The sequence below is a fragment of the Sinorhizobium sp. genome, assembly GCF_059070375.1.
This window is the reverse complement of the sequence record NZ_JCACWC010000004.1, coordinates 64,441-90,040: the sequence shown is the minus strand read 5'-3', so window position 1 is coordinate 90,040 and position 25,600 is coordinate 64,441. Positions and strand designations below refer to the sequence as shown.

Here is a 25,600-nt window from a genome sequence, read left to right as displayed (position 1 = left end):
CCGGTCTGCGCCCCGCCCGAAGGACGATCACCCCTTGCCATGATCCGCATGAACGGCGTGATGCGAAAGCAGCAGCACCACGATGAACAGCACGGGAACACAGGCGAAGATGATCGCGAAGCCGCTGTGTTCCGCGATGAAGCCGATCAATGAGGGCGCAAACAGCATGCCGGAATAGCCCATGGTGGTCGCGACCGACAGCCCGATGCCGGGCTGCAGACCCGGCATATTGCCGGCAGCCGAAAAGGCGATCGGCACCATGTTGGAAATGCCGATGCCTGCAAGCGCAAAACCGAGGATCGCGAGAACGGCATTGGGAGCGAGACCGGCCAGCACCATGCCGAAGAGAGCGGTCACGGTGCAGATGCGCAGGGTCAGAGTGGCGCCGAGCCGGTCGCGCACGTGATCGCCGGCAAAGCGCATCGCCGCCATGGTCGCCGAGAAGGCCGCAAAACCGAAGCCTGAAAGCTCGACGGAGGCGCCGAGTTCATCCTTCAGATAAAGCGCACCCCAGTCGAGAACGGCACCCTCGGGCACCATCGAGAAAAGCGCCATGATGCCGATCAGCCAGGGCAGCGGCGTCATCGGCAGCCTAAGCTTCTCTTTGGTTGCCGCAGGATGCGGCCGGTCGGCAAGGATCATCGGCCAGGCAACCGCGAGTATCGCAAGGCACAGACAGGTGACGACGATCGCATGCGGCAGCACGCCGAAGCGGGCCATCAGAAAGCCGCCGATCCCGGCGCCGATCAGCCCGCCGAGGCTCCAATAGGCATGGCACGAGGACATGATTGCACGGCGCATCGACTTCTCGACCTCGACGGCATTGGCGTTCATGGCCACATCCATCGCGCCGACGAAGCCGCCGAGCAGGAACATGCCGAGTGCTGCCGTCCACAGATTCGGCAGCAGCGTCAGAAGGAGAAGCAGCGGTGAAAGGATGATCGCCGTGACCTTGACCACCTTCTGCGAGCCGAGACGGGCGATGAAGCCGCCGGCAATCGGCATCAGCACCAGCGAGCCGATGCCGAAACCGAGGATGAGAAGGCCGAGAACGCTCTCGCCGATGCCGAGGCGTTCCTTGAACTCCGGGATTTTCGGCGCCCAGCTTCCGGTGACGAAGCCGTTCATCAGAAACAGGAGAGACACGGCTAGCCGGTTTTTCGACATATAGCCCTGCCGGCCAACGGCTTTCTGGGCGGAATCTGTACGCTGATCCATGGGTTAACCTTCCGCTGCCGGATCGTCCGGCCCAATTGGTGATTTCGATGAGATTGCCGTCGGGATCGCGGATCACCGGATACGCTCCTTCGCGAGAACGACGTTCGCCCCCCGCGCCGTGAAGGCCGCGACATGGGCTTCCGGCGCATCCGCCTCGAGAACGAGCGTGGAGGCACCGTCTATGGCGACCACCGGATGCGGCGCAGCGGTACCGAGCTTGTCGGTCGTGACGGCCGCAAGCAGGGCGCGGCTCCTGGAAGCGATCAGCCGCTTGAATTCCGCATCCTCGAAGTGGAACGCGGTCAGCCCTGCTTCGGCATCCGCACCGCAGGTTCCGAGTATCGCGAGATCGGGCCGCAAGAGCTCGGCATCGCGCTGCGCCCGCGCACCGACTGCCGCGCCGACAGCGCGGTTCAACGGCCCGCCCACCAGAATGACTTCGATGCCCGGCTTCTCCATCAAGGCCGCCGCGACCGGCGGCGTATTGGTGATGATCGTCGCGGGGAGGTCCGGTCCGATCGCCTGCGCAATCGCCAGATTGGCGGAGCCGGCGTCGAGGAACACGGTCATGCGCGGCCTCAGAAAGGCGACCGCAGCCCGCGCCAGCGCCGCCTTCCGTTCGGGCGCGCGCGATATCCGGGCCACGAGCGAGCCCGCGTCGGGCGCAACCGGCAACGCTCCCCCATAGACGCGCTCGCAAAGACCGGCGGCGGCCATTTCGCGCAGGTCGCGGCGGATCGTGTCTTCCGACACGCCGAATTCGCGCGCGAGATCGGCCGCAAGCACCCGGCCCTCGGTTCTGAGCCTTTCCTGGATCAGACTCTTTCTCTCTCGCAGCAGCAGATCGATGGACATCCTGAAACCGTGCATAATCGTGCATGAATCGATGGAAGCGTGATTATCACTCCCAACCACGGCTTTCAATCCCGCCTGCCGCAAAACCGCAGGCACGCAGCGGAACATTTCACGCCGCAGCGTTTTCGGGGGGAATCGGCCATCTGAGGAAAAATCTTCATCGAAACCGTTCGGAATTGGTCTTTTATACGCTTGGAAACTGGCGGGTTTATGCGAAATTCGCTGCAATCCGGATGACGGCCGGAGAACCAGAACTGGAAAACAACCATGAAACTCCTTCCGACGCTTTTTGCTGCCGCCCTCCTGCAACTCGCCGCCTTCGTTCCCGCTGAGGCGGGGCAGAACCTGGACGAGGTCAAGTCCGCAGGCGTGCTGAAGATCGGCACCGAGGGCACTTACGCCCCCTTCACCTATCATGACGCGAGCGGCGCTCTCGTCGGCTTCGACGTCGAGATCGGCCAGGAAGTCGCCAAGCGCCTCGGCGTCAAGCCGGAATTCCTGGAAGGCAAGTGGGATGGCCTGATCGCCGGCCTCGACGCAAACCGTTACGACGCGGTCATCAACCAGGTCGGCATCACCGAGGAACGCAAGAAGAAATACGACTTCTCCGAACCCTATATCGCCTCCAAGGCGGTGCTGATCGTCCGCGGCGACGACGAGGAGATCAAGGACTTCGCCGACCTGAAGGGCAAGAAGTCGGCACAGTCGCTGACCAGCAACTTCGGCAAGCTCGCGCAAGCCTCGGGCGCAGAGCTCGTCGGAACCGACGGTTTCGACCAGTCGATCCAGCTCGTGCTGACGGGCCGGGCCGACGCGACCATCAATGACAGCCTTTCCTTCCTCGACTTCAAGAAGCAGAAGCCGGATGCGAATGTGAAGATCGCCGCCGAAAAGCCCGATGCCGATTATTCGGGCATCATCATCCGCAAGGGCGAGCCGGAGCTGCTCGAAGCGATCAACAAGGCGCTGGCCGAGATCAAGGCCGACGGCACCTATGAGAAGATCTCGCAGAAATATTTCGGCGCCGACGTTTCGAAATAGGGCCTGCGGAAGCGCGACCGGTCGAACAACCGCCCCCGCTCTTCAAGTTGCACGGATGTGGGCTTCACACCTTTCCCCATCCTGCTTATGAATCGCGATCCGTCCCGGCATCCGGGACGGATCGCGCGTTTTGAAAGGTTCTCCCTTGCCCCACTGGCTTCAACTGATGGCGGATTCGTTGCCGGCCCTGCTCTGGGCGGGGCTGATCTTCACGATCCCTCTAACGCTCCTCTCCTTCACCCTCGGCCTGGCTCTCGGCCTCGTCACCGCCGTCGTCCGGCTGTTTGCTCCCGCTCCTTTCGCGGCCGTGGCCCGGTTTTATGTGTGGGTGATCCGCGGCACGCCGCTGCTCGTGCAGCTCTTCGTCATCTTCTACGGCCTGCCGAGCATGGGCATACTGCTCGACGCCTTTCCCGCAGCGCTGATCGGCTTCACGCTCAATATCGGCGCCTACAGTTCCGAAATCATCCGCGCGGTGATCTCGTCGGTTCCGAGGGGGCAGTGGGAAGCGGCCTACTCGATCGGCATGAGCTGGAGCCAGGCGATGCGCCGGACGATCCTTCCGCAGGCGGGCCGCGTCGCCGTTCCGCCGCTGTCGAACACCTTCATCTCGCTCGTCAAGGACACCTCGCTCGCCGCCGCGATCACGGTGCCGGAGCTATTTCAGACGGCGCAGCGCATCGTCGCCACCAGTTATGAACCCTTGATCCTCTACATCGAAGCCGCCCTGATCTATCTTGTCATGAGTTCCGTCCTTTCGGCGCTGCAGGGGAAACTGGAGCAGCGCTTCGCCCGCTATGGCGGCTTCCTGGAGGCGCGCGCATGATCGAGCTCTCCCACATCGTCAAGCGCTTCGGCACCAACACCGTGCTGAACGACATCAGCGTCTCGCTCGCGGAAGGCAGCGTGACTGCGCTCGTTGGACCGTCCGGCGGCGGCAAGAGCACGCTGCTGCGCTGCGTCAACCTGTTGGAGATCCCGACGGCGGGGGCAATTCGCCTCGGCGACGACCGGCTCGAATTCGCGGAAGGCCGGAAGGTCGGCTGGCAGGCGATCCAGAGACTGCGCCGTCAGACGGGAATGGTGTTCCAGAACTTCCAGCTTTTCCCGCACCAGACGGCGATCGGCAATGTCATGGAAGGCCTCGTCACCGTCCTCAAGTGGCCGGCCGACCGGGCCCGCACCCGGGCGCTCGAGCTGCTGGAGAAAGTCGGAATGGCGCATAAGGCGGATGCCTGGCCGGCCACGCTATCCGGCGGCCAGCAGCAACGTGTCGCGATCGCCCGGGCACTTGCTCCCTCGCCGCGCGTGCTCCTTTGCGACGAGCCGACCTCGGCGCTGGATCCGGAACTGGCGGAAGAAGTGGTGGAGGTCCTGAGCCGCCTTGCGCGGGAAGGCACCACGATGATCATGGCCACCCACGACCTTCGCCTCGCCTCCCGCGTCGCCGATCACGTCGTCTTCCTGGATGGCGGCGTCGTCGTCGAAAGCGGTCCCCCGCGCAAGATCTTCTCGACGCCGGAGCGCGAGCGGACGAAGCGATTCATCGCCTCCCTGAGCGCGCCGATGAGCTATGACATTTGAGGCATCGGGCGGTGCTTAACCCCCGAACACGACCAGCAGATCTTTCGCATCGATCTGATCGCCGGCCCTTACCAGCACCTCGGAAATCACTCCGTCCTTCTCGGCATGAAGCGCCGTCTCCATCTTCATCGCCTCGATCGAGAGCAGCACGTCGCCGGCCTTGACCGATTGGCCGGAGACCACCGCGACGGTCGAGATCACGCCCGGCATCGGCGCGCCGAGATGGGCGGCGTTGCCGGCTTCCGCCTTGCGGCGGACGGCGGCCGAGGCGCCGCGATTGCGGTCGGGTACCTTGATGGACCGCGGCTGACCGTTCATTTCGAAGAACATCTTGACCATGCCCTTCTCGTCGATCTCGCCCTGCGCCTGGTTGAGGATGACGAGCGTCTTGCCCTTTTCGATGTCGGCGAAGAGTTCCTCACCCGGCGCCATGCCGTAGAAATAGGCGGGCGTCGGCAGCACGCTGACCGGGCCGTAGGTTTCGCAGGCTACCGCATAATCGGTGAAGACCTTCGGATACATGAGGTAGGAGGCGAACTCGAAATCGGTCACCTCACGGCCGAGCTTCTCCTCGATGCCCTTGCGCTCGGCGTCGAGATCCGCGTCTTCGAGCAGCGAGCCCGGACGCGCGTCATAGGGCTCTTCGCCCTTGAGCGCCTTCTTCTGCAGCGCCTCCGGCCAGCCGCCCGGCGGTTGGCCGAGATCGCCCTTGAGCATGGAGACGACCGATTCCGGGAAGGCGATGTCCTTGCCCGGATTCTCGACATCGGCGACCGTCAGATCCTGGGAGACCATCATCAGCGCCATGTCGCCGACGACCTTGGAAGACGGCGTCACCTTGACGATATCGCCGAACATCCGGTTGGCGTCGGCATAGGCCTGCGCCACCTCGTGCCAGCGGGTCTCGAGGCCGAGCGAGCGGGCCTGTTCCTTCAGATTGGTGAACTGGCCGCCCGGCATCTCGTGCAGATAGACTTCCGAAGCCGGTCCCTTGAGGTCGCTTTCGAAGGCCGCATATTGATGGCGTACCGCCTCCCAGTAGAAGGAGATGCGGCGGATCCATTCCGGATCGAGGCCCGGGTCGCGCTCCGAGCCGGACAGCGCCTCGACGATCGAGCCGAGGCAGGGCTGCGAGGTGTTGCCGGAGAGCGCGTCCATCGCCGCATCGACGATGTCGACGCCGGATTCGACCGCCGCGAGCACGGTGGCCGCCGCAATGCCCGAAGTGTCGTGGGTGTGGAAATGGATCGGCAGATCGGTCGCTTCCTTCAGCGCCTTGAACAGCACCCGGGCGGCGGCCGGCTTCAATAGCCCGGCCATGTCCTTGACGGCGATGATATGGGCGCCGGCCTTTTCCAGTTCGGCGGCGAGCGCCGTGTAGTATTTCAGGTCGTATTTCGGCCGGGCGGAATTGAGGATGTCGCCGGTATAGCAGATCGCCGCCTCGCAGATCCTGTCCTCCTCGGCCACCGCATCCATCGCGACGCGCATGTTCTCGACCCAGTTCAGGCAGTCGAAGACGCGGAAGACGTCGATGCCGCCTTTCGCGGCCTGGCGGACGAAATATTTGACGACATTGTCCGGATAGTTCTTGTAGCCGACGCCGTTGGCGCCGCGCAGAAGCATCTGCAGGAGCAGGTTCGGCGCACCCTCGCGCACCATCGCCAGCCGCTCCCACGGGTCCTCTGTCAGGAAGCGCATGGAGACGTCGAAGGTCGCGCCGCCCCAGCATTCGAGCGAGAAGAGGCTCGGCAGCGCCCGCGCATAGGTGCCGGCGATGCGGGCGATATCGTAGGTGCGCATGCGGGTGGCGAGCAGCGACTGGTGGCCGTCACGCATCGTCGTGTCGGTGATCAGCACCTCCGGCTGCGCCTTCACCCATTCGGCGAATTTCTTCGGACCGAGCTGATCGAGGCGCTGCTTCGTACCGGGCTTCACCTCGCCGCCGATGAACGGCACGACCGGCGCGGCGATATCGTCGGAGGGCTTCGGCCGGCCCTTGACTTCCGGATGGCCGTTGACGGTGACGTCGGCGAGATAGGTGAGAAGCTTGGTGGCGCGGTCCTGGCGCTTGACCTGCTGGAACAATTCCGGCGTCGTGTCGATGAAGCGCGTCGTATAGCTGTTGTCCTGGAACTTCGGGTGGCTGATGATAGCCTCGAGGAAGGTGAGGTTGGTCGCCACGCCGCGGATGCGGAATTCTCTCAGCGCACGGATCATCCGCTGGATCGCTTCGCCCGGATTCGGCGCCCAGGCGGTGACCTTCTCGAGCAGCGGATCGTAGTAACGGGTGATCACCGCCCCGGAATAGGCAGTGCCGCCGTCGAGGCGGATGCCGAAGCCGGTGGCGCCGCGATAGGCGGTGATGCGGCCATAATCCGGAATGAAATTCTGCTCCGGGTCTTCCGTGGTGATGCGGCACTGCAGCGCATGGCCGTTGAGGCGGATGTCCTCCTGGCGCGGCACGCCCGATTCCGGCGCGCCGATGGCGAAGCCGTCGAGGATGTGGATCTGCGCCTTGACGATATCGATGCCGGTTACGACCTCGGTGACCGTATGCTCGACCTGGATGCGCGGATTGACCTCGATGAAGTAGAACTTGCCGGTGTCGGAATCCATCAGATACTCGACGGTGCCGGCGCCGATATAGTTGGTCGCCCGGGCGATCTTCAGCGAATAATCCGCGAGTTCCTGGCGCTGCGCATCATCGAGATAGGGCGCCGGCGCCCGCTCCACGACCTTCTGGTTGCGACGCTGGATCGAGCAGTCGCGCTCGAAAAGGTGGACGACGTTGCCGTGCGTGTCGCCGAGGACCTGGCTTTCGACGTGACGGGCGCGCTCGACCAGCTTTTCGAGATAGACCTCGTCCTTGCCGAAGGCGGCCTTGGCCTCGCGCTTGGCCTCGGTCACCTCGCGGATCAGGTCCTTGGGGTCGCGGATCGCCCGCATGCCGCGGCCGCCGCCGCCCCAGGACGCCTTGAGCATGACCGGATAGCCGATCTCCTCGGCCAGTCGCTTGATCTCTTCCGGATCGTCCGGCAGAGGCTCGGTCGCCGGTACGACCGGCACGCCGATCGAGATCGCCAGGTTGCGGGCCGCGACCTTGTTACCGAGCTGGCGCATCGTCTCCGGCTTGGGGCCGATGAAGGTGATGCCGTTCTGAGCGCAGGCTTCGGCGAATTCCGGGCTTTCGGAGAGCAGGCCATAGCCCGGGTGTATGGCGTCGGCGCCGGACAGCTTGGCGACGCGGATCACCTCGTCGATCGACAGGTAGCTCTCGATCGGGCCGAGGTCGCGGGGAAGGTGCGGTCCGCGCCCGACCTGATAACTCTCGTCCGCCTTGAAGCGGTGCAGCGCCAGCTTATCCTCCTCAGCCCATATCGCGACCGTTTTAAGCCCCAGCTCATTGGCCGCGCGGAAGACGCGGATGGCGATTTCGGAACGGTTGGCAACAAGGATCTTGGAAATGGACAAGTCGGACTCCTCATAGACTTGGACACGCGGGAATGCTGCACCCGCGAAAAGAACTATTAGCGAGTCAAGGAATGAAGCGCAATTTCAGATGCGACACGAATGCTGACCCATTCGGTCAGGAGCGCGGGTCGTCAGGAGATCAGTCCCAGGCGGAAGGCGATCGCCACGACGTGATGCCGGTTCTTCGCCTTCAACTTTTCCTGGATGCCGTTCATGTACCAGTCGACCGTGTGGCTGGAAATGTCGAGGACCTTGCCGATGTCGTTCGATGTCATGCCGTCGGCGAGATAGTGGAGCGCCTCCATTTCGCGCCGCGTCATCTGGACTTCGACGCGCGAGACGAGTTCCGCCATGATCTCCGGATCGGTGAGTTCGAGCAGCTTCCAGAACAGCCGCTTGGCGATGGCGTCGAAAAGGCTCAACTCCACCGGGCTCAGGTCGACCACCCGGCCGCCCACGGTCAGGTTGCCCATGAGCCCGCGCCGGCCGTGCACCGGAAAGATATAGCCGTCGAAGAGGCCGTGATTGCGGGCCTCGACCATCATGCTTTCCATGCGCTTGCGGTGCGGGTCCGAGCGGAAGGCCACGAGCGTGTCGCGCCAGCGGAAGCCGCGCTGGGCATGCCCGAGGAAGCGGATAGTCGGATCAATGACGACGTATTTCTTGCGGATGTAGATCTGCGGCCAGCCCTCCGGCCAGCGTCCGGCCAGAAGAAGTCTCAGCGGATTCTCGTGCGGTTTCGGCTGACGCACGATGCCGTAGAAGTCGAAACCGCACCGGTCGAGCAGCCGCTCGAACTCAGGCAGGATCTCCTCGCGCGTCTTCATCTCTTCCAGTAGCGCCAGAAACTGTACGAGCAACGTAATATTCATAGAGCATCCTCGAATCAAAAACGCGCCGCGCAACCCGCCAGGCCATATGAATACGCCGTTCAGAAGCCATTCATGTTGCAACCGCGATAATTCTTCATATCACGCCCGGTCTTGCAGGAAACCTGCAAAAACTCGGAGTCGAGGCATCAAGATAGCTAACGATGGATCATCCCGCCAACCCTCCCATGGTATCGGATGATCCTTCTCGCTGATCCGCCCCGTCTACCGCGTTTTTTGGGAAGAACGCAAAGGCCGTCACCCGCGGCTTTGCCGGCACGCAAGGTGGATGAAAATCCTCTTGCCGTCGGTTCAAGACGCAACGCATCGCCGCATCGTGCCGTTGCGGCGCCAATTCCGATACCCGAAAGGGGTGAGACAGTGTCCTTGTTTCAGGTGTATGCAAGAGCGCTTCAGTATCTTGCTGTCCACAAGTTTCGCGTCGGGGCGATCGTCATAGCCAATATCGTCCTGGCTGCCATCACCATTGCGGAGCCGATTCTGTTCGGCCGAATCATCGACGCGATCTCCTCACAGAAGGACGTCGCGCCGATGCTGCTCCTGTGGGCGGGCTTCGGCGTCTTCAATACGATCGCCTTCGTGCTCGTCTCCCGCGAGGCGGACCGTCTCGCCCACGGTCGCCGCGCTTCGCTCCTGACCGAAGCCTTCGGCCGGATCGTCTCGATGCCTCTCTCCTGGCACAGCCAGCGCGGCACTTCGAACGCGCTGCACACGCTGCTGCGGGCCTGCGAGACGCTCTTCGGCCTCTGGCTCGAATTCATGCGGCAGCATCTGGCAACGGCAGTGGCGCTCGTGCTTCTCATTCCGACCGCCTTTGCCATGGACGTCCGTCTGTCGCTCATCCTCGTCGTGCTCGGTGCTGCCTATGTGATGATCAGCAAGGTCGTGATGAGCCGCACGAAGGAGGGTCAGGCTGCCGTCGAGGGCCATTACCACACGGTCTTCTCGCACGTGTCCGACTCGATCAGCAACGTTTCGGTGGTTCACAGCTACAACCGCATCGAAGCTGAAACGCGCGAGCTGAAGAAGTTCACGCAGCGCCTGCTGTCGGCCCAGTATCCGGTGCTCGACTGGTGGGCTTTGGCGAGCGGCCTCAACCGTATTGCCTCGACCATCTCGATGATGGCGATCCTCGTCATCGGCACCGTTCTGGTGCAGCGCGGCGAGCTCGGTGTCGGCGAGGTGATCGCTTTCATCGGCTTCGCCAATCTGCTGATCGGCCGCCTCGACCAGATGAAGGCCTTCGCCACCCAGATCTTCGAAGCGCGCGCCAAACTTGAAGATTTCTTCCAGCTCGAGGACTCCGTGCAGGACCGCGAGGAGCCGTCCGATGCCGGGGAACTGAAGGGTGTCGTCGGCGAGGTCGAATTCAAGGACATTTCCTTCGACTTCGCAAACTCCGCCCAAGGCGTGCGCAACGTCTCGTTCAAGGCCAAGGCCGGCCAGACGATCGCCATCGTCGGCCCGACCGGTGCCGGGAAGACCACGCTCGTCAACCTCCTGCAGCGGGTCCATGAGCCGAAGCACGGCCAGATCCTCATCGATGGCGTGGACATCGCGACCGTCACCCGCAAATCGCTGCGCCGGTCGATCGCCACGGTCTTCCAGGATGCCGGCCTCATGAACCGCTCGATCGGCGAAAATATCCGCCTCGGCCGTGACGACGCCTCTTTGGACGAGGTGATGGCAGCCGCCGAGGCCGCCGCCGCGAGCGACTTCATCGAGGACCGTCTCAACGGCTACGACACGGTCGTCGGCGAACGCGGCAACCGGCTGTCGGGCGGCGAACGCCAGCGCGTCGCGATTGCCCGCGCGATCCTGAAGAACGCGCCGATCCTGGTGCTCGACGAGGCGACCAGCGCGCTCGACGTCGAGACCGAGGCCCGCGTCAAGGATGCCATCGACGCCTTGCGCAAGGACCGGACGACCTTCATCATCGCCCACCGCCTGTCGACGGTGCGGGAAGCCGATCTCGTCATCTTCATGGATCAGGGCCGGATCGTGGAAATGGGCGGCTTCCATGAACTCAGCCAGAGCAACGGCCGCTTCGCGGCACTGCTTCGCGCCAGCGGTATCCTCACGGACGAGGATGTCCGCAAGAGCCTTACGGCGGCGTGATCGCCTCACCGGTCACCGGATGATCTACAACGAAATGCCCCGGATTTGAACTGACCCCAAAAGGTTGGACGGTTGCTGGGCTACGTTACGAGGGACTGGGTTCTGTATTGCACAGGGCTCAGTCCTTTCAGTTTCAGCTTGATGCGCTGATGATTGTAATAGGTGATGTAGTCGGCGATGCCGTCCTTCAGGCTCTGGATGCTGTTGAACCGGTTGGGGTGGAAGAACTCGGATTTGAGCACGGCAAAGAAGCTCTCCATGGCGGCGTTGTCGAGACAGTTGCCTTTGCGCGACATGCTCTGGGCGATGCCGCGCGCCTGCAGCCGGCGCCGATAGGCCGGCATCTGATAGTGCCATCCCTGATCGGAATGCAGGATCGGTCTGTCTTTGCCCTTGAGCCTCTCCATTGCCTTGTTGAGCATGCCCTCGACCAGCTTGAAGACCGGACGTCTGGCGGTTTCATAAGCGATGATCTCACCGTTGAACAGGTCCATGACCGGTGAGAGATAGAGCTTCTCGCCGGCCACATTGAACTCGGTGATGTCCGTCACCCATTTCTGATTCGGCCCCTCGGCCTGGAACTGGCGTTTGAGGAGGTCGGGCGCCACCCGCCCGGCGTCGCCCCTGTAGGAGCGGTACTTCTTCGGCCGCACCAGCGATTTCAATCCCATCTCGACCATCAGGCGCTGGACCGTCTTGTGATTGATCTTCTGCCCGGGCTGGCGGATCGCCGCCGTCACCCGACGGTAGCCGTAGCGGCCCTTGTGCAGGGCGAAGATCGCCTTGATCCGCTCCCTGAGCACGGCATGCCTGTCGGCAAGCGACGCCAGCTTCAGTCGATAATAGAACGTACTGCGCGAGAGCCCCGCCAGCTTCAGCAGCGCGGCAAGCGGATAAAACGGCCTTAACGCCTGGACGACTTGCGCTTTCTCGGCGCCGCCTGGTCCCGCGTTAAGGCCTCCAGTTTTTTTAGATAGGCGTTCTCCATGCGCAGATGGTTCAGTTCCGCCAGCAACTCTTCGCGGCTCTTCGTCTCATCGTTCTGCGGCGCTTGCGGCTGCTTGCGCACCGGCGGCTCGGGCATCGATCGGGGCCTTCCTCTGCGGCGCGGGGCCAGGGCATCAAGCCCGCCAGTCTCGTAGCGCCGCTCCCAATCCGGAAGGCAACCCGCATTGCGGATGTTGAACAACGCCGCCGTCTGGCGGTAGGAAAGCCCATCCTCCCACATCCGTTCGAGAACCGATAGCTTGAACGCTGCATCATAGCGGCCGAACTTCTTGGCAAGCCCCGCAGCTCCATGTGCCTCGTAGCTCGCCACCCATTTGCGGACCGTCGAATGATCAATGCCATAAGGCCGGCCAGCGCTGCTATAACTCTCCTCGCCGTTCAGGCATCGCTCGACAATCGCTCGCTTCAGACACTCGCTGTACTTGGACATGCAAAACCCCCGAAAGTGGATGTCCAACTTTCGGGGGTCAGTTCAATTCCGGGGCATTTCTATGTGATCGGGAAGGTCGCGACATCCGCGAGCGTCATGAGCGCCAGGGCAAATCATCGAACGGTTGTGCGGTCTGTGATGACCGCCGCCGCGCCGGGAGGGGGCGACTCTCCTCCCGCCGTGCGGATAAGTCCCTCACGCCGCCTTCAGCGGCGGCGCCACGGAGACCTCCTTCAGCCATTCGAGGTAATAGGCATAGGCGAAGTGCAGGCCGATGCCGCCGATGACGAAGATCGTGCCGATGATCCGGTCCCGGTCGGTGACGAGTAGCAGCACCTGGCCCGCCATTGCGAGGATCGTCCCGAAAATGAAGACGGCAAGCGAATGGCGCCCGATCATCACCAGGGGGTGGTTGCTTCCGACCCGCGTCAGCCGGCTGAAGACGGGGACGGTTGCGAGAATATAGGCAAGCGCCAGCACATGCAGCAGCCGCGTCAGCGACAGGAAGGTCTTGTCGAAGCCCGTCAGCACCGCAGGCAGGCCGAAGGAGAGATCGATGTTCCACCAGGAAAACAGCACCCAGAAGGCGGAAATCGCGAGATAGGCGACGGAAAGGCCGAGAAGCCAGGGGCTCCGCGGGAGACTCCCGCCCCGCCGCACATGGCTCATGCACAGAATGCCGATCACGAACAGGAACTGCCAGGACCAGGGATTGAGGAACCAGTAGCCGTCGTCGAGAAAGTTATAGGGCACCATTTTGAAGCAGCCGGCAGCGAGCCAGAGCGTCGCGGAAAACGCGAACAGCAATCGGGGGCGCACGGCATTCAGCCACAGAAACCCGGGCAGCAGCAGGAACAGCACCGCATACATCGACAGAATGTTGTTGTAGCCGAGCTGGTGCCCGAGCAGCACCATGGCGACGATCCCTTGCTCCGTCTGCTCGACGATCGGCCGGATGTTGATCTCGCCGATCAACTCCTGACGGCCGAAATAGAGGGCGCCGCCGGCGAAGATCGCAAGCGTCACCACGCTCGTCATGATGTGCGCGACATAGAGCGCCAGGGCGCGCCGCCATATCTTCAGCGTGAGGGCGAGCCGGCCGCCGGCCAGGAACTTGCCGGAATAGGCCGCCCCCACCGACAGGCCGGAAATCAGCACGAAGGCCTCCGCCGAATCGGAAAAGCCGAAGTTCTTGTGGGTCAGATATTCGAGATACTGGCCCGGTACATGGTTGACGAAGATGGTCAGCAGGCAAAGTGCCCGAAAAACGTCGAGGCGTGTGTCGCGCCCGGTCGGCACCGGAGGGGCGACCCCTCTCTGATCGGTGCCGCCCTCAAAGGTCTTCTGCAGCATGCGCGTTGATATCCGGGATTTGGCGCCCCGCCCCACCCCTGTTGAAACCGGCGCCGCCGTGCCGCCCCGATGCGGGCGGCGCCGACGCCATGAATGAATGGCGAACCTGACACGGCAAAGAAAAGCCGGCCTTGCCTCCGAGCGGGACGAGGAAATGTGTGTACCGTTTTACGCCCTGCATTCCGCTCGACTTGTTGGATCGGATCACGATTGCTTTGGGTCGTTCGATCCAAGCCATCGTGATCCAGGAAAACAAAGCCGGTTCAGCTCGTGCTTCAAGCCGGCAGCTACAGCAAAACCCCTTCATGCGCGTTTTCTGTGACACTATTATTTACGCTAACGACCGGTTCGCCACTTTTTGGATCGCGGCTGACGGAAATCCGGTGCGTGGCGCCGTTCACGCGCACTTCGGCCGAAAAGCCCGGCCATTCGGAGGGTAGGACGGGCCGGATCAAGAGCTTGTCACCCCGCTTGCGGATGCCGAGAATCCCCTCGACACCGGCGCGGTAGAGCCAGCCGGCGGAGCCCGTGTACCAGGTCCAGCCGCCGCGGCCGGCAAGCGCGCCTTCTCCATAGATATCGGCAGCAACCACATAGGGCTCGACACGATAATGTTCGGCGTCCTCCTGGCTGAGAGCATGCGACACGGGGTTGAGCATGCGGAAGGTGCGCCAGGCCTCTTCCGCCCGCTCCTGAGCGGCGAATGCCAGCACCACCCAGGTGGCCGCGTGGGTATACTGACCGCCATTCTCCCGCACGCCCGGGGGATAGGCCTTGATGTAGCCCGGGTCCTGCTTCGTCGTCTCGAGCGGCGGCGTGAACAGCCGGACGATGCGCTTTTCGGGATCTACGAGCTCCGCCATCACCGCGTCCATTGCGCGCAGAGAGCGCTCCTTGTCGCCCTCTCCCGAAAGCGTGCTCCAGGATTGCGCGATCGAATCGATGCGGCACTCGCCGTTCTCCGCCGATCCGAGCGGCGTGCCGTCGTCGTAATAGCCGCGGCGATAGTAATCGCCGTCCCAGCCTGCCTGTTCGAGCGCATCCTTCAGTGCTTCGAGATGCCGCTCCCATAGGGCCAGGCGCGGCTTGTCCTTCCGGGCACGGGCATAGGGCAGGAACGCGCGCAGGGTGCCTGCCAGGAACCAGCCGAGCCAGACGCTCGTGCCCTTCCCGCCCTCCCCGACACGGTTCATGCCGTCGTTCCAGTCGCCGCCGAGAATGAGCGGCAGACCGTTCGCGCCGGTCCGGCGGATGGCGAGATCGACCGCACGGGCGCAATGCTCGTAGACGTCGCCCACCTCGTCGGCCACATCCGGCTTGTAGAAGCTGTCGTGCTGGCCTTCTTCCAGAGCCGGCCCGGTGATGAAAGGAACTTTCTCCTTGAGGATGTCTTCCTCGCCGGTGACGGCGCAATAATGCGCAACCGCGTGAGCGAGCCAGACCACGTCGTCCGAGATCATCGTGCGGACGCCCGCGTCCGTGCCGGGCAGCCACCAATGCTGCACGTCGCCTTCGACGAACTGCCGCGCCGCGGCATTGAGGATCTGCGCACGGGCAAGCGCCGGCCGATGGATGAGGAAGGCAAGCGTATCCTGCAGCTGATCGCGGAAACCGAAGGCACCGCTTGCCTGGTAGAAGGCCGAGCGTGCCATGATCCGGCAGCCGAGCGCCTGATAGGGAAGCCAGTGGTTGATCATGTGGTTGAAGGCGCGATCGGGCGTCTCCACCTTCACGACTCCGGTGAAATCACCCCAGAACGCCTTCGCCGCTTCGAGCGCAGCGTCGAAACTGTCCGCCCTGAGTTCCTCCAGCACCGCCTGCACCTGATCGGAATTGTCCGCATCACCGAGGAAGAAGGTGACCTGTCGCTCCACGCCCGCCTCGATGGTCAGATCCGTCGCGAGCGCCGCGCAGGCATCCCCGTCCACATCCGTCGATCCGGTGAGCTCGGCGCCGGCGATCACTGCCTGCGGCGCGAGGATTCCTCCGGCCCGGCCAAGGAATTCCCGCCGGCTCGCCGTATAGCCGGCGATATCGCCGTCGCTGGCGAAGAACGCGCACCGGCCCGGATAGTCGATGCTGTAAGGATTGGTGGCAACGAGCGTCTTCGCGCTTTCGTCCCACTCACTGAGGACGAAGGGCGCGGTACGGCTGCGATTGTTGCCGAGCACCCATTCCGCGTAGCCGTAGATGCGCAACTTGCGCGCGGCCGAACTGCGGTTGCGGATCGTCAGCCGGACGAGCTTGGCCGGAAGGCTCCTGTGGACCGTATGCATGGCCTCCATCTCGAGCTCGTCCTGCGTGCTGAGAAAGCGCGAATAGCCGAGGCCGTGACGGGTCTCGAACTGGGCGGACTTGCGTCGCGACAGTGCGGCATAGGGCGTCAGCACCGCGCCGCTTGCCATGTCGCGCACGAAGATCGCCTCGCCCGGACGATTGACGACCGCGTCGTTGGTCCAGGGCGTCAACTGATAGTCGCGCGAATTGCGGCTCCAGGAGAAGGCCGCACCTTCGGCGGAGATATGGAAGCCGAATTGCTCGTTGGAGATGACGTTGATCCAGGGTTGCGGCGTCGCCTCGCCTCCGCGCAGCCGCACGGCATATTCGCGGCCGTCCTCGGCAAAGCCGCCGAAACCGTTCCAGTAATCCAGGTCGCCGCCGTCGAGTTCGACCGCCACCGGCTCGTCGGTCTCCCGTATCACCGGCAGCAGCATCTCGGCGCCCTCCTCCTTCTTTTCGGAAGGTTTGGAGTAGAGCGATGTGGCGCGGGCTATCTGATCCGAGATCGTGCCGTTGCGGGCATGGAAGACGGCCCGCGATGCCGAGATCAGCGTCGACCAGGTTTCCGGTTCCATCAGGTCCCGGCGCACCGCAAAGATGTGCTGGCGCGGGCCGTCCGAAAGGCCGCGAAGCCTCAAATTCTCGCACATGGAGTCGAGCGTGTGCTGCAGATCCTGCGCATAGGAGGAGGCGCGCTCGTTGACCACCACCAGATCGGCGGTGATGCCGCGAGCTCTCAGATATTCCTGCGCCCGCAAGGCCTCGCGGGCGATGCCCAGATCGCCGTCGTCGTTGATCCTGAGGCAGAAGATCGGGAAATCGCCGGAGATCGCCAGCGGCCACAGCGCCGATTGCGAGGCAAGCCCGGTCTTGACGGTCTCCGCGTCGGCGCGAAGGTGCATATCCGGATAGACGAGATAGCGGCCGAGCATCTGGAAGCTCGCGGCCTCCTTCGAGGTGATCCCGACATGGCGCATCTGCACCTGGCTGCGGGTCCAGGCATGGATGAGCTCGTGATTGAAGGTTTCCGGATGCCGGTAACGGTCGATCGCCCGATCGACGCCTTCCCTGTCCGGGGCGGCGATCGTCCAGAAGATGACGCTCACCTTCTTGCCCGCCGGCACGCGTACGACGCGACGGAGCGACACGATCGGATCGAGCGTGAAGCCGTCGGTACCGGAAAGCGTGGCGCCCGGGTCGAATGCGGCCGCCTCGGCAATCGTGCGGCCCTGGCCGAGGAAGCGCCGGCGATCGGTCTCCGCCTGCGTGTGGCGCTCGCTGCCGGCATTGTCGGTGACGAGATGGGCGACCTCGATGTCCGGATCGCCGGGGCTGCGCTTGTTGCGCGAGACCCATATCACGTCTCCGTGACGGCTGATCTCGGTGCGGATGAACATCTTCGAGAAGGTCGGGTGCGAGCTGTCGGCATCGTCCATGGCAAGCACGGGCTCGGCATAAGACGTCACCTCGATGAACCGGTCTTCCGTACCCGTGTTGAGCAGGATAACCCGACGGCCTTCGGCATCGTGCTCGGTGGCGACGATGCATTCCACCTCGCTTGTCAGATCGCCGACGGTCTTGACGTATTCGGCCTTGTCGTCGCCGAAGCGGGTAACGGTCTTTTCGCCCGGCGCACGCCGGGGTTCGGCCGTCGCCGACCACCAGTCGCCCGTCACCGTGTCGCGAAGGAAGATGAAGGTCCCCGTCCTGTCCTCGACCGGGTCCGGAGTCCATCTCGTGACCGCCTGGCCGTTCCAGCGGGCATAGCCCGCCCCTGTCGCCGTCAGCATGACGGAGTAGTGACCGTTCGACAGCAGAACCGTCTCGCGATCCTGGTTGATCGGGTCTTCGACGACGCGGACTTCGGGGCGCAGGAGATCGGCCTGGCCCTTGCCCAGCGCTTCCGGCTCGCGCTTGGCGGCCATGACCGGGATGTCGCGCGGCGCCTTCTCCTGCAGGAGGAGTTCGGCGGCCTCGATGACGGGGTCGGCATGGAACCACTCGCGCAGCTGCCCGTTGAAGACGACATTTGCGACCGCGGCGACCGACATGCCGTGATGATGGGCATAATAGTTGCGCACGACGGCGCATTTCTGCCCTTCCGGCACGCGCGTCGGCGTGAAGTCGACGGCGTCGTGATAGCCGTAGGCCCCAAGGGCGCCGACCTCCCGGAGCCGCGCCAGGTTGGCGAGCGCCGATTTCGGATCGTACATGCAGGCGAGAATGGACGCGTAAGGTGCGATGACGGCATTCTGCCCGAGGCCGCGCTTCAGACCCAGCGTCGGCACGCCGAAGTTCGTATACTGGTAGGTCAGCTCGTGGTCGCGCGCATTGAACGCCGCCTCGGAAATGCCCCATGGCGTCCCGAGCCGACGGCCGTGATTGATCTGCTCCTGGACCACCAGATTGTTGGTCTGGTTGAGGATGCCGCCCTGCCGCTCCTGCATGACCAGCGGCGGCATCAGATATTCGAACATCGAACCCGACCAGGAGACGAGCGCACCGCGCGCGCCGATCGGCACGATCGGACGGCCGAGCTTGTACCAGTGCTCGGTCGGCAGATCCCCCTTGGCAATCGCGAAAAGGCTCGTCAGCCGCGCCTCGGAGGCGAGCAGATCGTAGCAGGCCTCGTCGAGCTCGTTGGCGTTGACCCGGTAGCCGATCGACAGCAGCCGCCGCTCCGGCCGGAACAGGAAGCTGAAGTCCATCGAGAAGGCGATGTCGCGTGCGCGCTCCTTGAGCACCAGCAGACGCTGGCGCAGAGCCTCGATGGCACCGAGGTCGAAGACGCCGTCGGCGATATGTGCCTCGCAGGCGGCCACCAGCGAGCCCGCCCATGTCGCCACTTCGCCGCTGGGGACGGTGCGCACCTCATGGTCGAGATTGACCGTCAGCTTGTGCATGTCGCGTGCGAGCACCGCGAGGTTGATCACCCGGATGGAGGCGAACTCGCGCTCGCGCTTGACCGCCGCAAGCGCATTCTGGAAGCCGGCGATGCGCTCCTCGATCAGGCGCCTCAGCGGCCGTACGGTCTTGCGATCGTCGGGAAGCTCGCTCAACACCTCCTTGAGGATCGCCGCGACGTCGCCGATGCCGTCGAGATTGCCCTGGACGTGGGCGGATGGCGCTTCGGCCCATTCGCGGCACATGGAGGAGACCGCGATCAGGTGTCCGGCGAGGTTGCCGCTGTCGACCGAGGAGACATAACGCGGCTCCATCGGTTCGAGCCCGCGCGTGCGATACCAGTTGAAGAGATGGCCGCGATATTTCGGCATGCGGTCGATCGTGGCGATCGTCTGCTCGAGGCGCGTGATCGTCTCCTCGAAACCGATCCAGCCGAAGGAGCGCGCCGACATGACCGACAGGAGATAGACGCCGATATTCGTCGGCGAGGTACGCTCCGCGAGTACCGGCTGCGGCGTTTCCTGGAAGTTGTCCGGCGGCAGGAAGTTCTGCTCGGCGGTGACGAACGCCTCGAAGTAGCGCCATGTCCGCCGGGCGATCTTGCGCATCTCCTCGATCGCCTCCTCGGAAACGGCGAGCTGGTCTTCGGTCTCGGCGGACTGGCTCACGAACCAGGCGACCGCAGGCGAGGCGGCCCAGATAAGGGCAAAGGGCAGCCCGATGAAGGGCAGCCCCGTATCGGAGATGGCGGCAAGCGCCAGCGACACCAGTGCAAGCGCCGGTGCCGTCCACATCGCGCGGAAGTAGTCGCCGATCGAACCGTGGCCGGCGCTCTGCACCTGCGCGGCGGTGCGCCATTCGAGCATCAGCTTGCGGCTGACGAAGGTGCGATAGAGCGAGCGCACGATCGCATCCGCCATCATCGCCGCGTTGTGCGCGATGAAGACGATGCGCAACGCGACCTGCGCGTTGGCGGCGCGGATGTCCGACAGCACGGTGTGGAGATGCGCACGCGCGACGATGTCGTTGCGCCGCGGCATGATCCCGGAGATCAGCGACAGCGTCGGCGCGACGAACAGGCTGAAAATCAGCACGAGCTGCCAGATCAGCGCCGGGGTCGGCTCCATGTAGTACCAGCCCATGACCGAAGCGGCGAGCCAGGCGACGGGAATGAGCGAGCGGCGCAGGTTGTCGTACATCTTCCAGCGCCCGAGCATCGAAAGGCCGTTCTTCGGATTGAAGATATACGGCAGGAGCTGCCAGTCGCCTCGCGCCCAACGATGCTGACGCGACATCTCGACCTCGTAGCGGGTCGGAAAATCCTCGACGAGCTCGATGTCGGTCACCAGCGCGCAACGCGCATAGGAACCTTCGAGAAGGTCGTGGCTGAGCACCGCATTTTCTTCGATCCTGCTCTTGAGAGCAGCCTCGAAGGCGTCGACGTGATAGAGGCCCTTGCCGGTGAAGCTGCCTTCGCCGGCAATGTCCTGATAGACGTCCGACACGGTGAAGACGTAAGGGTCGATGCCGCGATTGATGGTGAAGATGCGCTGGAAGGCCGAGGCCTCGCTGCCGGTGGTGAGCGACGGCGTCACGCGCGGCTGCAGGAGGCTGTAGCCGGTCACGACCTCCTGTGTCCTCGGATTGACGACCGGCCGGTTGATCGGGTGATACAGCTTGCCGACGAGCTTGGTCACCGCGTCGCGCATGAGACGCGTGTCGGAGTCGAGCGTCATCACATATTGCACGCCCTCCGGCACCGTGTTGGCGCCCTGAAGGAAGGAGGTATCGCGGTCGCCGCGAAGCAGCAGATTCAACTCGTGCAGCTTGCCGCGCTTGCGCTCCCATCCCATCCACACGCCCTCGGCCTCGTTGTAGAGGCGGCGGCGGTGCAGCAGGAAGAAGCGCGTCTTGCCGTCATAGGCATAGCGGGCCGAGAGAGACGCGATCTCGCGCTTGGCATATTCGAGAACATCCGTGTCGGCAGGCGCCTCCTCCGACTTGCTGTCGGCCCAATCGCTCAGGAGCGCGAAATAGATCTCGCCGCGCGGATTGGCGAGATAGTGAACCTCGAGGTTGCGCACGAGCTCGTCTACATGATCGCGCTTGGCAATCAGGCAAGGCACCACGACCAGCGTGCGTCCATCCTCGGGTATTCCGTCGAGAAACTCGTAACCGACCAGCCGCGAGGGTTTGGCAAACAGCGTGAAGACCGTGTTGAACAGGCCCATCGCGCCTTCGGAGGCAGGCAGCGCGAAGAGCAGGAGCATGATCAGCTTCGCGCCGCTCGGAATATCCATCGGGCTGACGAAGGCATAGACGACGATCATCGCCAGGATCGTCAAGAGAATGTTCGGCCCGGCTATGGCGAACCAGTCGAGCTTGCGGACCGACCGGATGAGGTGCTGGAAGATCGAGGGCGAATAGCCGATCCTCTTCTCGAGGGCCAGGCGCTGCTTGCCGACGAGGAAGGAGCCGACATTCGGCTCCTGCAGAGGCGCTTCGACGGCCGCGGCGGCTTTTGCCTCCTCGACCATCTCGATCGCGATCTTCGTGACTTCATGCTCGCTGTGACCGGACCGGCGGGCAAGCTTCTCGATCGTGTCGCGATACGTGTTGCGCGATCCGAAATCGAGCGCCGCATAGTCGGATCCTTCGCGCAGCGTCGCATCGATCTTGCTGACGCTTTCGAACCAGACGGCCCAGTCCGTGTCGTCGATCTCGCGCAGGCTGCGGATGATATTGCTCATCGTCGCGTTGCCGGACGAAAGGCGGTTCTGCTCCGCTACCAGCGCCTCCTCGACGTCGGTGCCACGCCTCTCCAGCCTCTCCTCGATCCAGGCGATCACGGCACCCGAACTCTGGGAACCGTCACGCATGCGGTAAAGGAGCTGTGCGATGAAAGTGTTGTCGGCGGCAAGCGCCTCGGACTCCACCAGAAGCGTCCGGCAGCCTTCCGGATCGTTCAGCCGGATGAGCTGGTCAGCGACCTCGTTCGCTTTCCGCCGCATGCCGCGCGAGCGCTCGACGCGGATGGCGATGCGCCTCAGATTTTCGATGAGGACGAAACGCAGGATCGACGGCAACGCCCACAATTCGCCGATCTTGAGGGTCTCGTGCTCCTGGAAGCCCTCCACCATCGCGGTGATGCTTTCCCGCGTGACGGTACTGTGGGTATGGGCAACGTAAAGCCAGGCAAGGGCCATCGTGCGCGGGATGACGGTTCCGGAGACCGATAGCGTCGGCAGTTGCCGGTAGAAACGGCGTGGAAAGTCGCGCCGTACCTCCTGGATCGCCTCTTCGACGACGTGGTGGTTGTCGAGCAGCCATTCGGCTGCAGGCGTGATCGAGGCGCCGGCTTCCACGTCGGCCGCGGTCGCCCGGTAGACGCGCAGGATTTCTTTCTCGTTCTCCCGATGGCGGACGCGAAATTCGAACGGAAAGAAGCCCGGCAGAGCGGAAGTGCCGTGTTCGGCGAGGCTCGCGCCGCATGCTCGCAGGTCGTCGATCGAGAAATAGGTCGAGCGGATCGAATCGTTGTAGTCGATCTGCTTCGCTTCCGGTTCGCGCGGTAAGTTGGACTGCGTTGTGTTCTGGAGCATGGGTACGGATTCTGGTTCCACTCGGGACTGATCGGCCCGGTTGTCGTTGTTCTGCCGGTGTGGCTGCGACCCCGAGGATGCAGACGGCGCCGGCGCGTTTCTAGACACGGTCATGTGCCCTCCTTCGCCGTCATTGTCCCGGGAAGAGAGTATCGGTGAAGGCAGGCGCCGAACGCAAAGCCGGCGGCGCGCTGGATTTCACGGCCGCGTGGTGCATGAAGATGGCATTTTTTAGCCGTGATGTCAGCAGCTTGCAAGGAATGCGAGCATCGCCCGCAGCCGGCTCCGGAGACCCGTAGCGCGAGGGGCCGGGCTTGCCGGCGAGCTCCCTCCATTCGATGGATATCTCTGTCAAAGTCCGCCCCTTCCTGGTGTAAGCCTATCCGCAGGCTGAGATCCGTAGGCCCTCAACCGGACTTGCTACTGCGACCGATCACCGACCTGTTCGGTGATCCACTCCCGGAAAGCGCGACTGATCGGATTTTCGAGCTTGCCTTCCGGAATGGCGAGATAATAGCTGTTCTCCGTCTGCATCGGTCGATCGAGAACGATCCGCAGGGTGCCTGCGGTAAGTTCCTGCTCGATCAGATAGCGAGGCAAAAGGGCAAAACCGAGACCTGCAGTCGCCGCCTCGATTACCATCGAGAATTGATCGAAGCGGTTGCCGCGATAGGCGCCGTCCTGCTCGACGCCGTTTACCTCGAACCATTGCGCCCAGAGCTTGGGCCGCGTCGCCAGATGCAGCAGCGGGCCGCCGCCGATGTCCGCAGGCGCCTCCACCGGATGCATCGAAAGGAGGGTCGGGCTGGCGGCCGGCACGATGACTTCGCTGCAGAGATAGTTGCAAATGGCGCGCGCCCAGACGGGCTGGCCGTAATGGATCGCGAGGTCGAAGTTCTGCTCTTCGAAGTCGAACGGCTCCGAACGGGAGGCGATATTGACGACGGTGCCCGGATGGCGCCTCAGGAAATCGGGCAGGCGCGGCACCAGCCAGCGGCTGCCGAAGGTCGGAAGCGATGCGATGGAGAGGCTCGAGTCGGCCCGCGCCGACGCCATGGCGCGCACCATCAGCTCTTCGGTCTGGTTCAGAAGCCGGCGCACCTCGGGCAGGAATTTCTGCCCCGCATCGGAAAGAATGACCCGCTGGCGAACCCGCTCGAAGAGCAGCACGCCCAGCTGGTTTTCGAGATCCTTGATCTGCCGGCTGACGGCGCTCTGGGTGAGATTGAGCTCCGCGGCGGCCTGGGTGAAACTGCCATGGCGCGCCGCGCATTCGAAGGCCTGCAGCGTCGTCACGTCGGGAACCAGTCGGCGGCTCAACTTCATTCCAGCCTCGCATCAACATAGTCAGAAGCAGCGCGATCCAAGCTCACAGCCTTCCGATATGATCAGAATTAAGAATGACCTTGTCCTTCATCCATAGCGCGAGGCGAGCCCCAGTGAAAGAGAATAGTTTCGTATCCGCCGACGATATCCGCTCGGCCTTTTCCGCTGCGATGTCGTTGATGTACCGCGAAGAAGTACCGGCCTACGGCACGCTGATGGAGCTCGTCGCAAGGGTCAACGGCGAAACGCTCTCGGCCGACTCCACCCTCAAGGAGAGGCTGGAGGCGACGGATTCGCTCGAACGCATTTCCGAGGAGCGTCACGGCGCGATCCGTCTCGGCACGCCGGCGGAGCTTTCGATGATGCGCCGTGTATTTGCCGTGATGGGCATGTATCCGGTCGGCTACTACGATCTGTCGACCGCCGGGGTGCCGGTCCACTCCACGGCCTTCCGGCCGGTCGGAGACGCGGCCCTGAAGCACAACCCCTTCCGCGTCTTCACCTCGCTTCTGAGGCTCGACCTCATTGCCGACGAGGCTCTTCGCGCCGAGGCGGAGGCGATCCTGAAAGAGCGCCGGATCTTCACATCCGGTGCGGTCGATCTTACCGAAAAGGCCGAGCGCGACGGCGGCCTCGACAAGGCCGATGCCGAGCGTTTCGTCGCCGAAGTACTCGAGACCTTCCGCTGGCACGACGAGGCGAATGTCGGCGCCGACATGTACGAGCGCCTGCACGATGCGCACCGGCTGATCGCCGACGTGGTCTCCTTCAAGGGGCCGCATATCAACCATCTGACGCCACGTACGCTCGACATCGACCGCGTCCAGGCACTGATGCCGGAATATGGCATTGCACCGAAGGCCGTGGTCGAAGGGCCGCCGACACGCAAGTGCCCGGTCCTGCTTCGCCAGACGTCCTTCAAGGCGCTCGAAGAGCCGGTTTCCTTCCGTAGCGCCGATGGCGGCTGGAAGACCGGCTCGCATACCGCCCGCTTCGGCGAGATCGAGCAGCGCGGCATCGCCTTGACGCCGAAGGGCCGCGGTCTCTACGACCGGCTGCTCGACGAATCGCGCAAGATCGTACGTCCGGCCGCCGATGGTTCAAACGCCAGGGAATACGAAGCGGCCTTGACCCAGGTCTTCGAGGCCTTCCCCGACAGCTGGGCGGAAATCCGGCAGGCGGGCCTCGGCTATTTCAGCTACTCCCTGACGGAGAAGGGCCGGCGGACGAAGCTGCCGGGCCGGCGCGATCTCAATTCCCTGATCGCCGACGGCCTCATTCGGTTCGATCCGATCGTCTATGAGGACTTCCTTCCCGTCAGCGCCGCCGGTATCTTCCAGTCGAACCTCGGCGACGGTGCGCAGCAGGAATTCGAGGCGAGCCCGAACCAGAAGCGCTTCGAGACCGATCTCGGCGTCGCCGTACTCAACGAATTCGACCACTATGCCGGCATCGAGCAGGCATCGATCGAAGGCTGCCTCAAGGCGCTTACCGCCGCCATGGCAGCGGAGTGATAC

At 63.6% G+C, this 25,600-nt stretch carries 13 protein-coding genes; 5 read left to right on the top strand and 8 right to left on the bottom strand.

The window, feature by feature from the left end:
• Positions 1-27: 27 nt before the first annotated feature.
• Both AC5J09_RS26685 and AC5J09_RS26680 read right to left on the bottom strand, forming a co-directional pair.
• Positions 28-1,218 (bottom strand): MFS transporter, encoded by a 1,191-nt coding sequence (locus tag AC5J09_RS26685; RefSeq protein ID WP_198516757.1) that lies wholly within the window; start codon positions 1,216-1,218, stop codon positions 28-30.
• Between the two features lie 72 nt (positions 1,219-1,290).
• Complete coding sequence (locus AC5J09_RS26680) at positions 1,291-2,088, bottom strand: DeoR/GlpR family DNA-binding transcription regulator (protein WP_494298966.1); 798 nt, start codon at positions 2,086-2,088, stop codon at positions 1,291-1,293.
• 252 nt (positions 2,089-2,340) lie between these two features.
• On the opposite strand from AC5J09_RS26680, the gene AC5J09_RS26675 reads away from it, so the two are divergent.
• The 3 genes from AC5J09_RS26675 (at position 2,341) to AC5J09_RS26665 (ending at position 4,698) form a co-directional block, all read left to right on the top strand.
• Complete coding sequence (locus tag AC5J09_RS26675) at positions 2,341-3,114, top strand: amino acid ABC transporter substrate-binding protein (protein WP_018097439.1); 774 nt, start codon at positions 2,341-2,343, stop codon at positions 3,112-3,114.
• 145 nt (positions 3,115-3,259) lie between these two features.
• Complete coding sequence (locus AC5J09_RS26670; protein ID WP_003535752.1) at positions 3,260-3,940, top strand: amino acid ABC transporter permease; 681 nt, start codon at positions 3,260-3,262, stop codon at positions 3,938-3,940.
• Entirely contained in the window at positions 3,937-4,698 is a 762-nt protein-coding gene (locus AC5J09_RS26665; RefSeq protein ID WP_100672677.1) for an amino acid ABC transporter ATP-binding protein, read from the top strand. The genes AC5J09_RS26670 and AC5J09_RS26665 overlap by 4 nt, the downstream gene beginning before the upstream one ends.
• A gap of 15 nt (positions 4,699-4,713) precedes the next feature.
• Here the strand turns inward: AC5J09_RS26665 and pyc are convergent, their stop codons facing one another.
• Positions 4,714-8,172: a pyruvate carboxylase gene (gene pyc, locus AC5J09_RS26660; RefSeq protein WP_100672676.1), complete on the bottom strand. Its 3,459-nt coding sequence runs from the start codon at positions 8,170-8,172 to the stop codon at positions 4,714-4,716.
• A 131-nt stretch (positions 8,173-8,303) separates the two neighbouring features.
• Positions 8,304-9,044, bottom strand: coding sequence for a helix-turn-helix transcriptional regulator (locus AC5J09_RS26655; protein ID WP_003535227.1), 741 nt, complete (start codon positions 9,042-9,044; stop codon positions 8,304-8,306).
• A 378-nt stretch (positions 9,045-9,422) separates the two neighbouring features.
• Here AC5J09_RS26655 and AC5J09_RS26650 point away from each other — a divergent pair, with 378 nt between their 5' ends.
• A complete protein-coding gene (locus AC5J09_RS26650; protein ID WP_018098745.1) occupies positions 9,423-11,180 on the top strand; it encodes a glucan ABC transporter ATP-binding protein/ permease in 1,758 nt (585 codons plus the stop codon).
• Between the two features lie 80 nt (positions 11,181-11,260).
• Here AC5J09_RS26650 and AC5J09_RS26645 read toward each other — a convergent pair.
• The 4 genes from AC5J09_RS26645 to AC5J09_RS26630 form a co-directional block, all read right to left on the bottom strand.
• A protein-coding gene (locus AC5J09_RS26645) for an IS3 family transposase (protein ID WP_494298142.1) occupies positions 11,261-12,618 on the bottom strand; the annotation gives its coding sequence in 2 pieces (ribosomal slippage) (positions 11,261-12,114 and positions 12,114-12,618; 1,359 coding nt in all).
• 195 nt (positions 12,619-12,813) lie between these two features.
• Positions 12,814-13,971, bottom strand: a complete 1,158-nt coding sequence (locus AC5J09_RS26640; protein ID WP_100672675.1) for an OpgC family protein — start codon at positions 13,969-13,971, stop codon at positions 12,814-12,816.
• A 287-nt stretch (positions 13,972-14,258) separates the two neighbouring features.
• Positions 14,259-22,757: a cyclic beta-(1,2)-glucan synthase gene (gene ndvB / locus AC5J09_RS26635; RefSeq protein WP_494298965.1), complete on the bottom strand. Its 8,499-nt coding sequence runs from the start codon at positions 22,755-22,757 to the stop codon at positions 14,259-14,261.
• Positions 22,758-23,177: 420 nt separating this feature from the next.
• On the bottom strand, positions 23,178-24,083 hold the full coding sequence (locus AC5J09_RS26630; protein WP_018098742.1) for a LysR family transcriptional regulator: 906 nt from the start codon (positions 24,081-24,083) through the stop codon (positions 23,178-23,180).
• Positions 24,084-24,196: 113 nt separating this feature from the next.
• On the opposite strand from AC5J09_RS26630, the gene hglS reads away from it, so the two are divergent.
• Positions 24,197-25,597 (top strand): 2-oxoadipate dioxygenase/decarboxylase HglS, encoded by a 1,401-nt coding sequence (hglS, locus tag AC5J09_RS26625; protein ID WP_494298964.1) that lies wholly within the window; start codon positions 24,197-24,199, stop codon positions 25,595-25,597.
• Positions 25,598-25,600 lie beyond the last annotated feature (3 nt).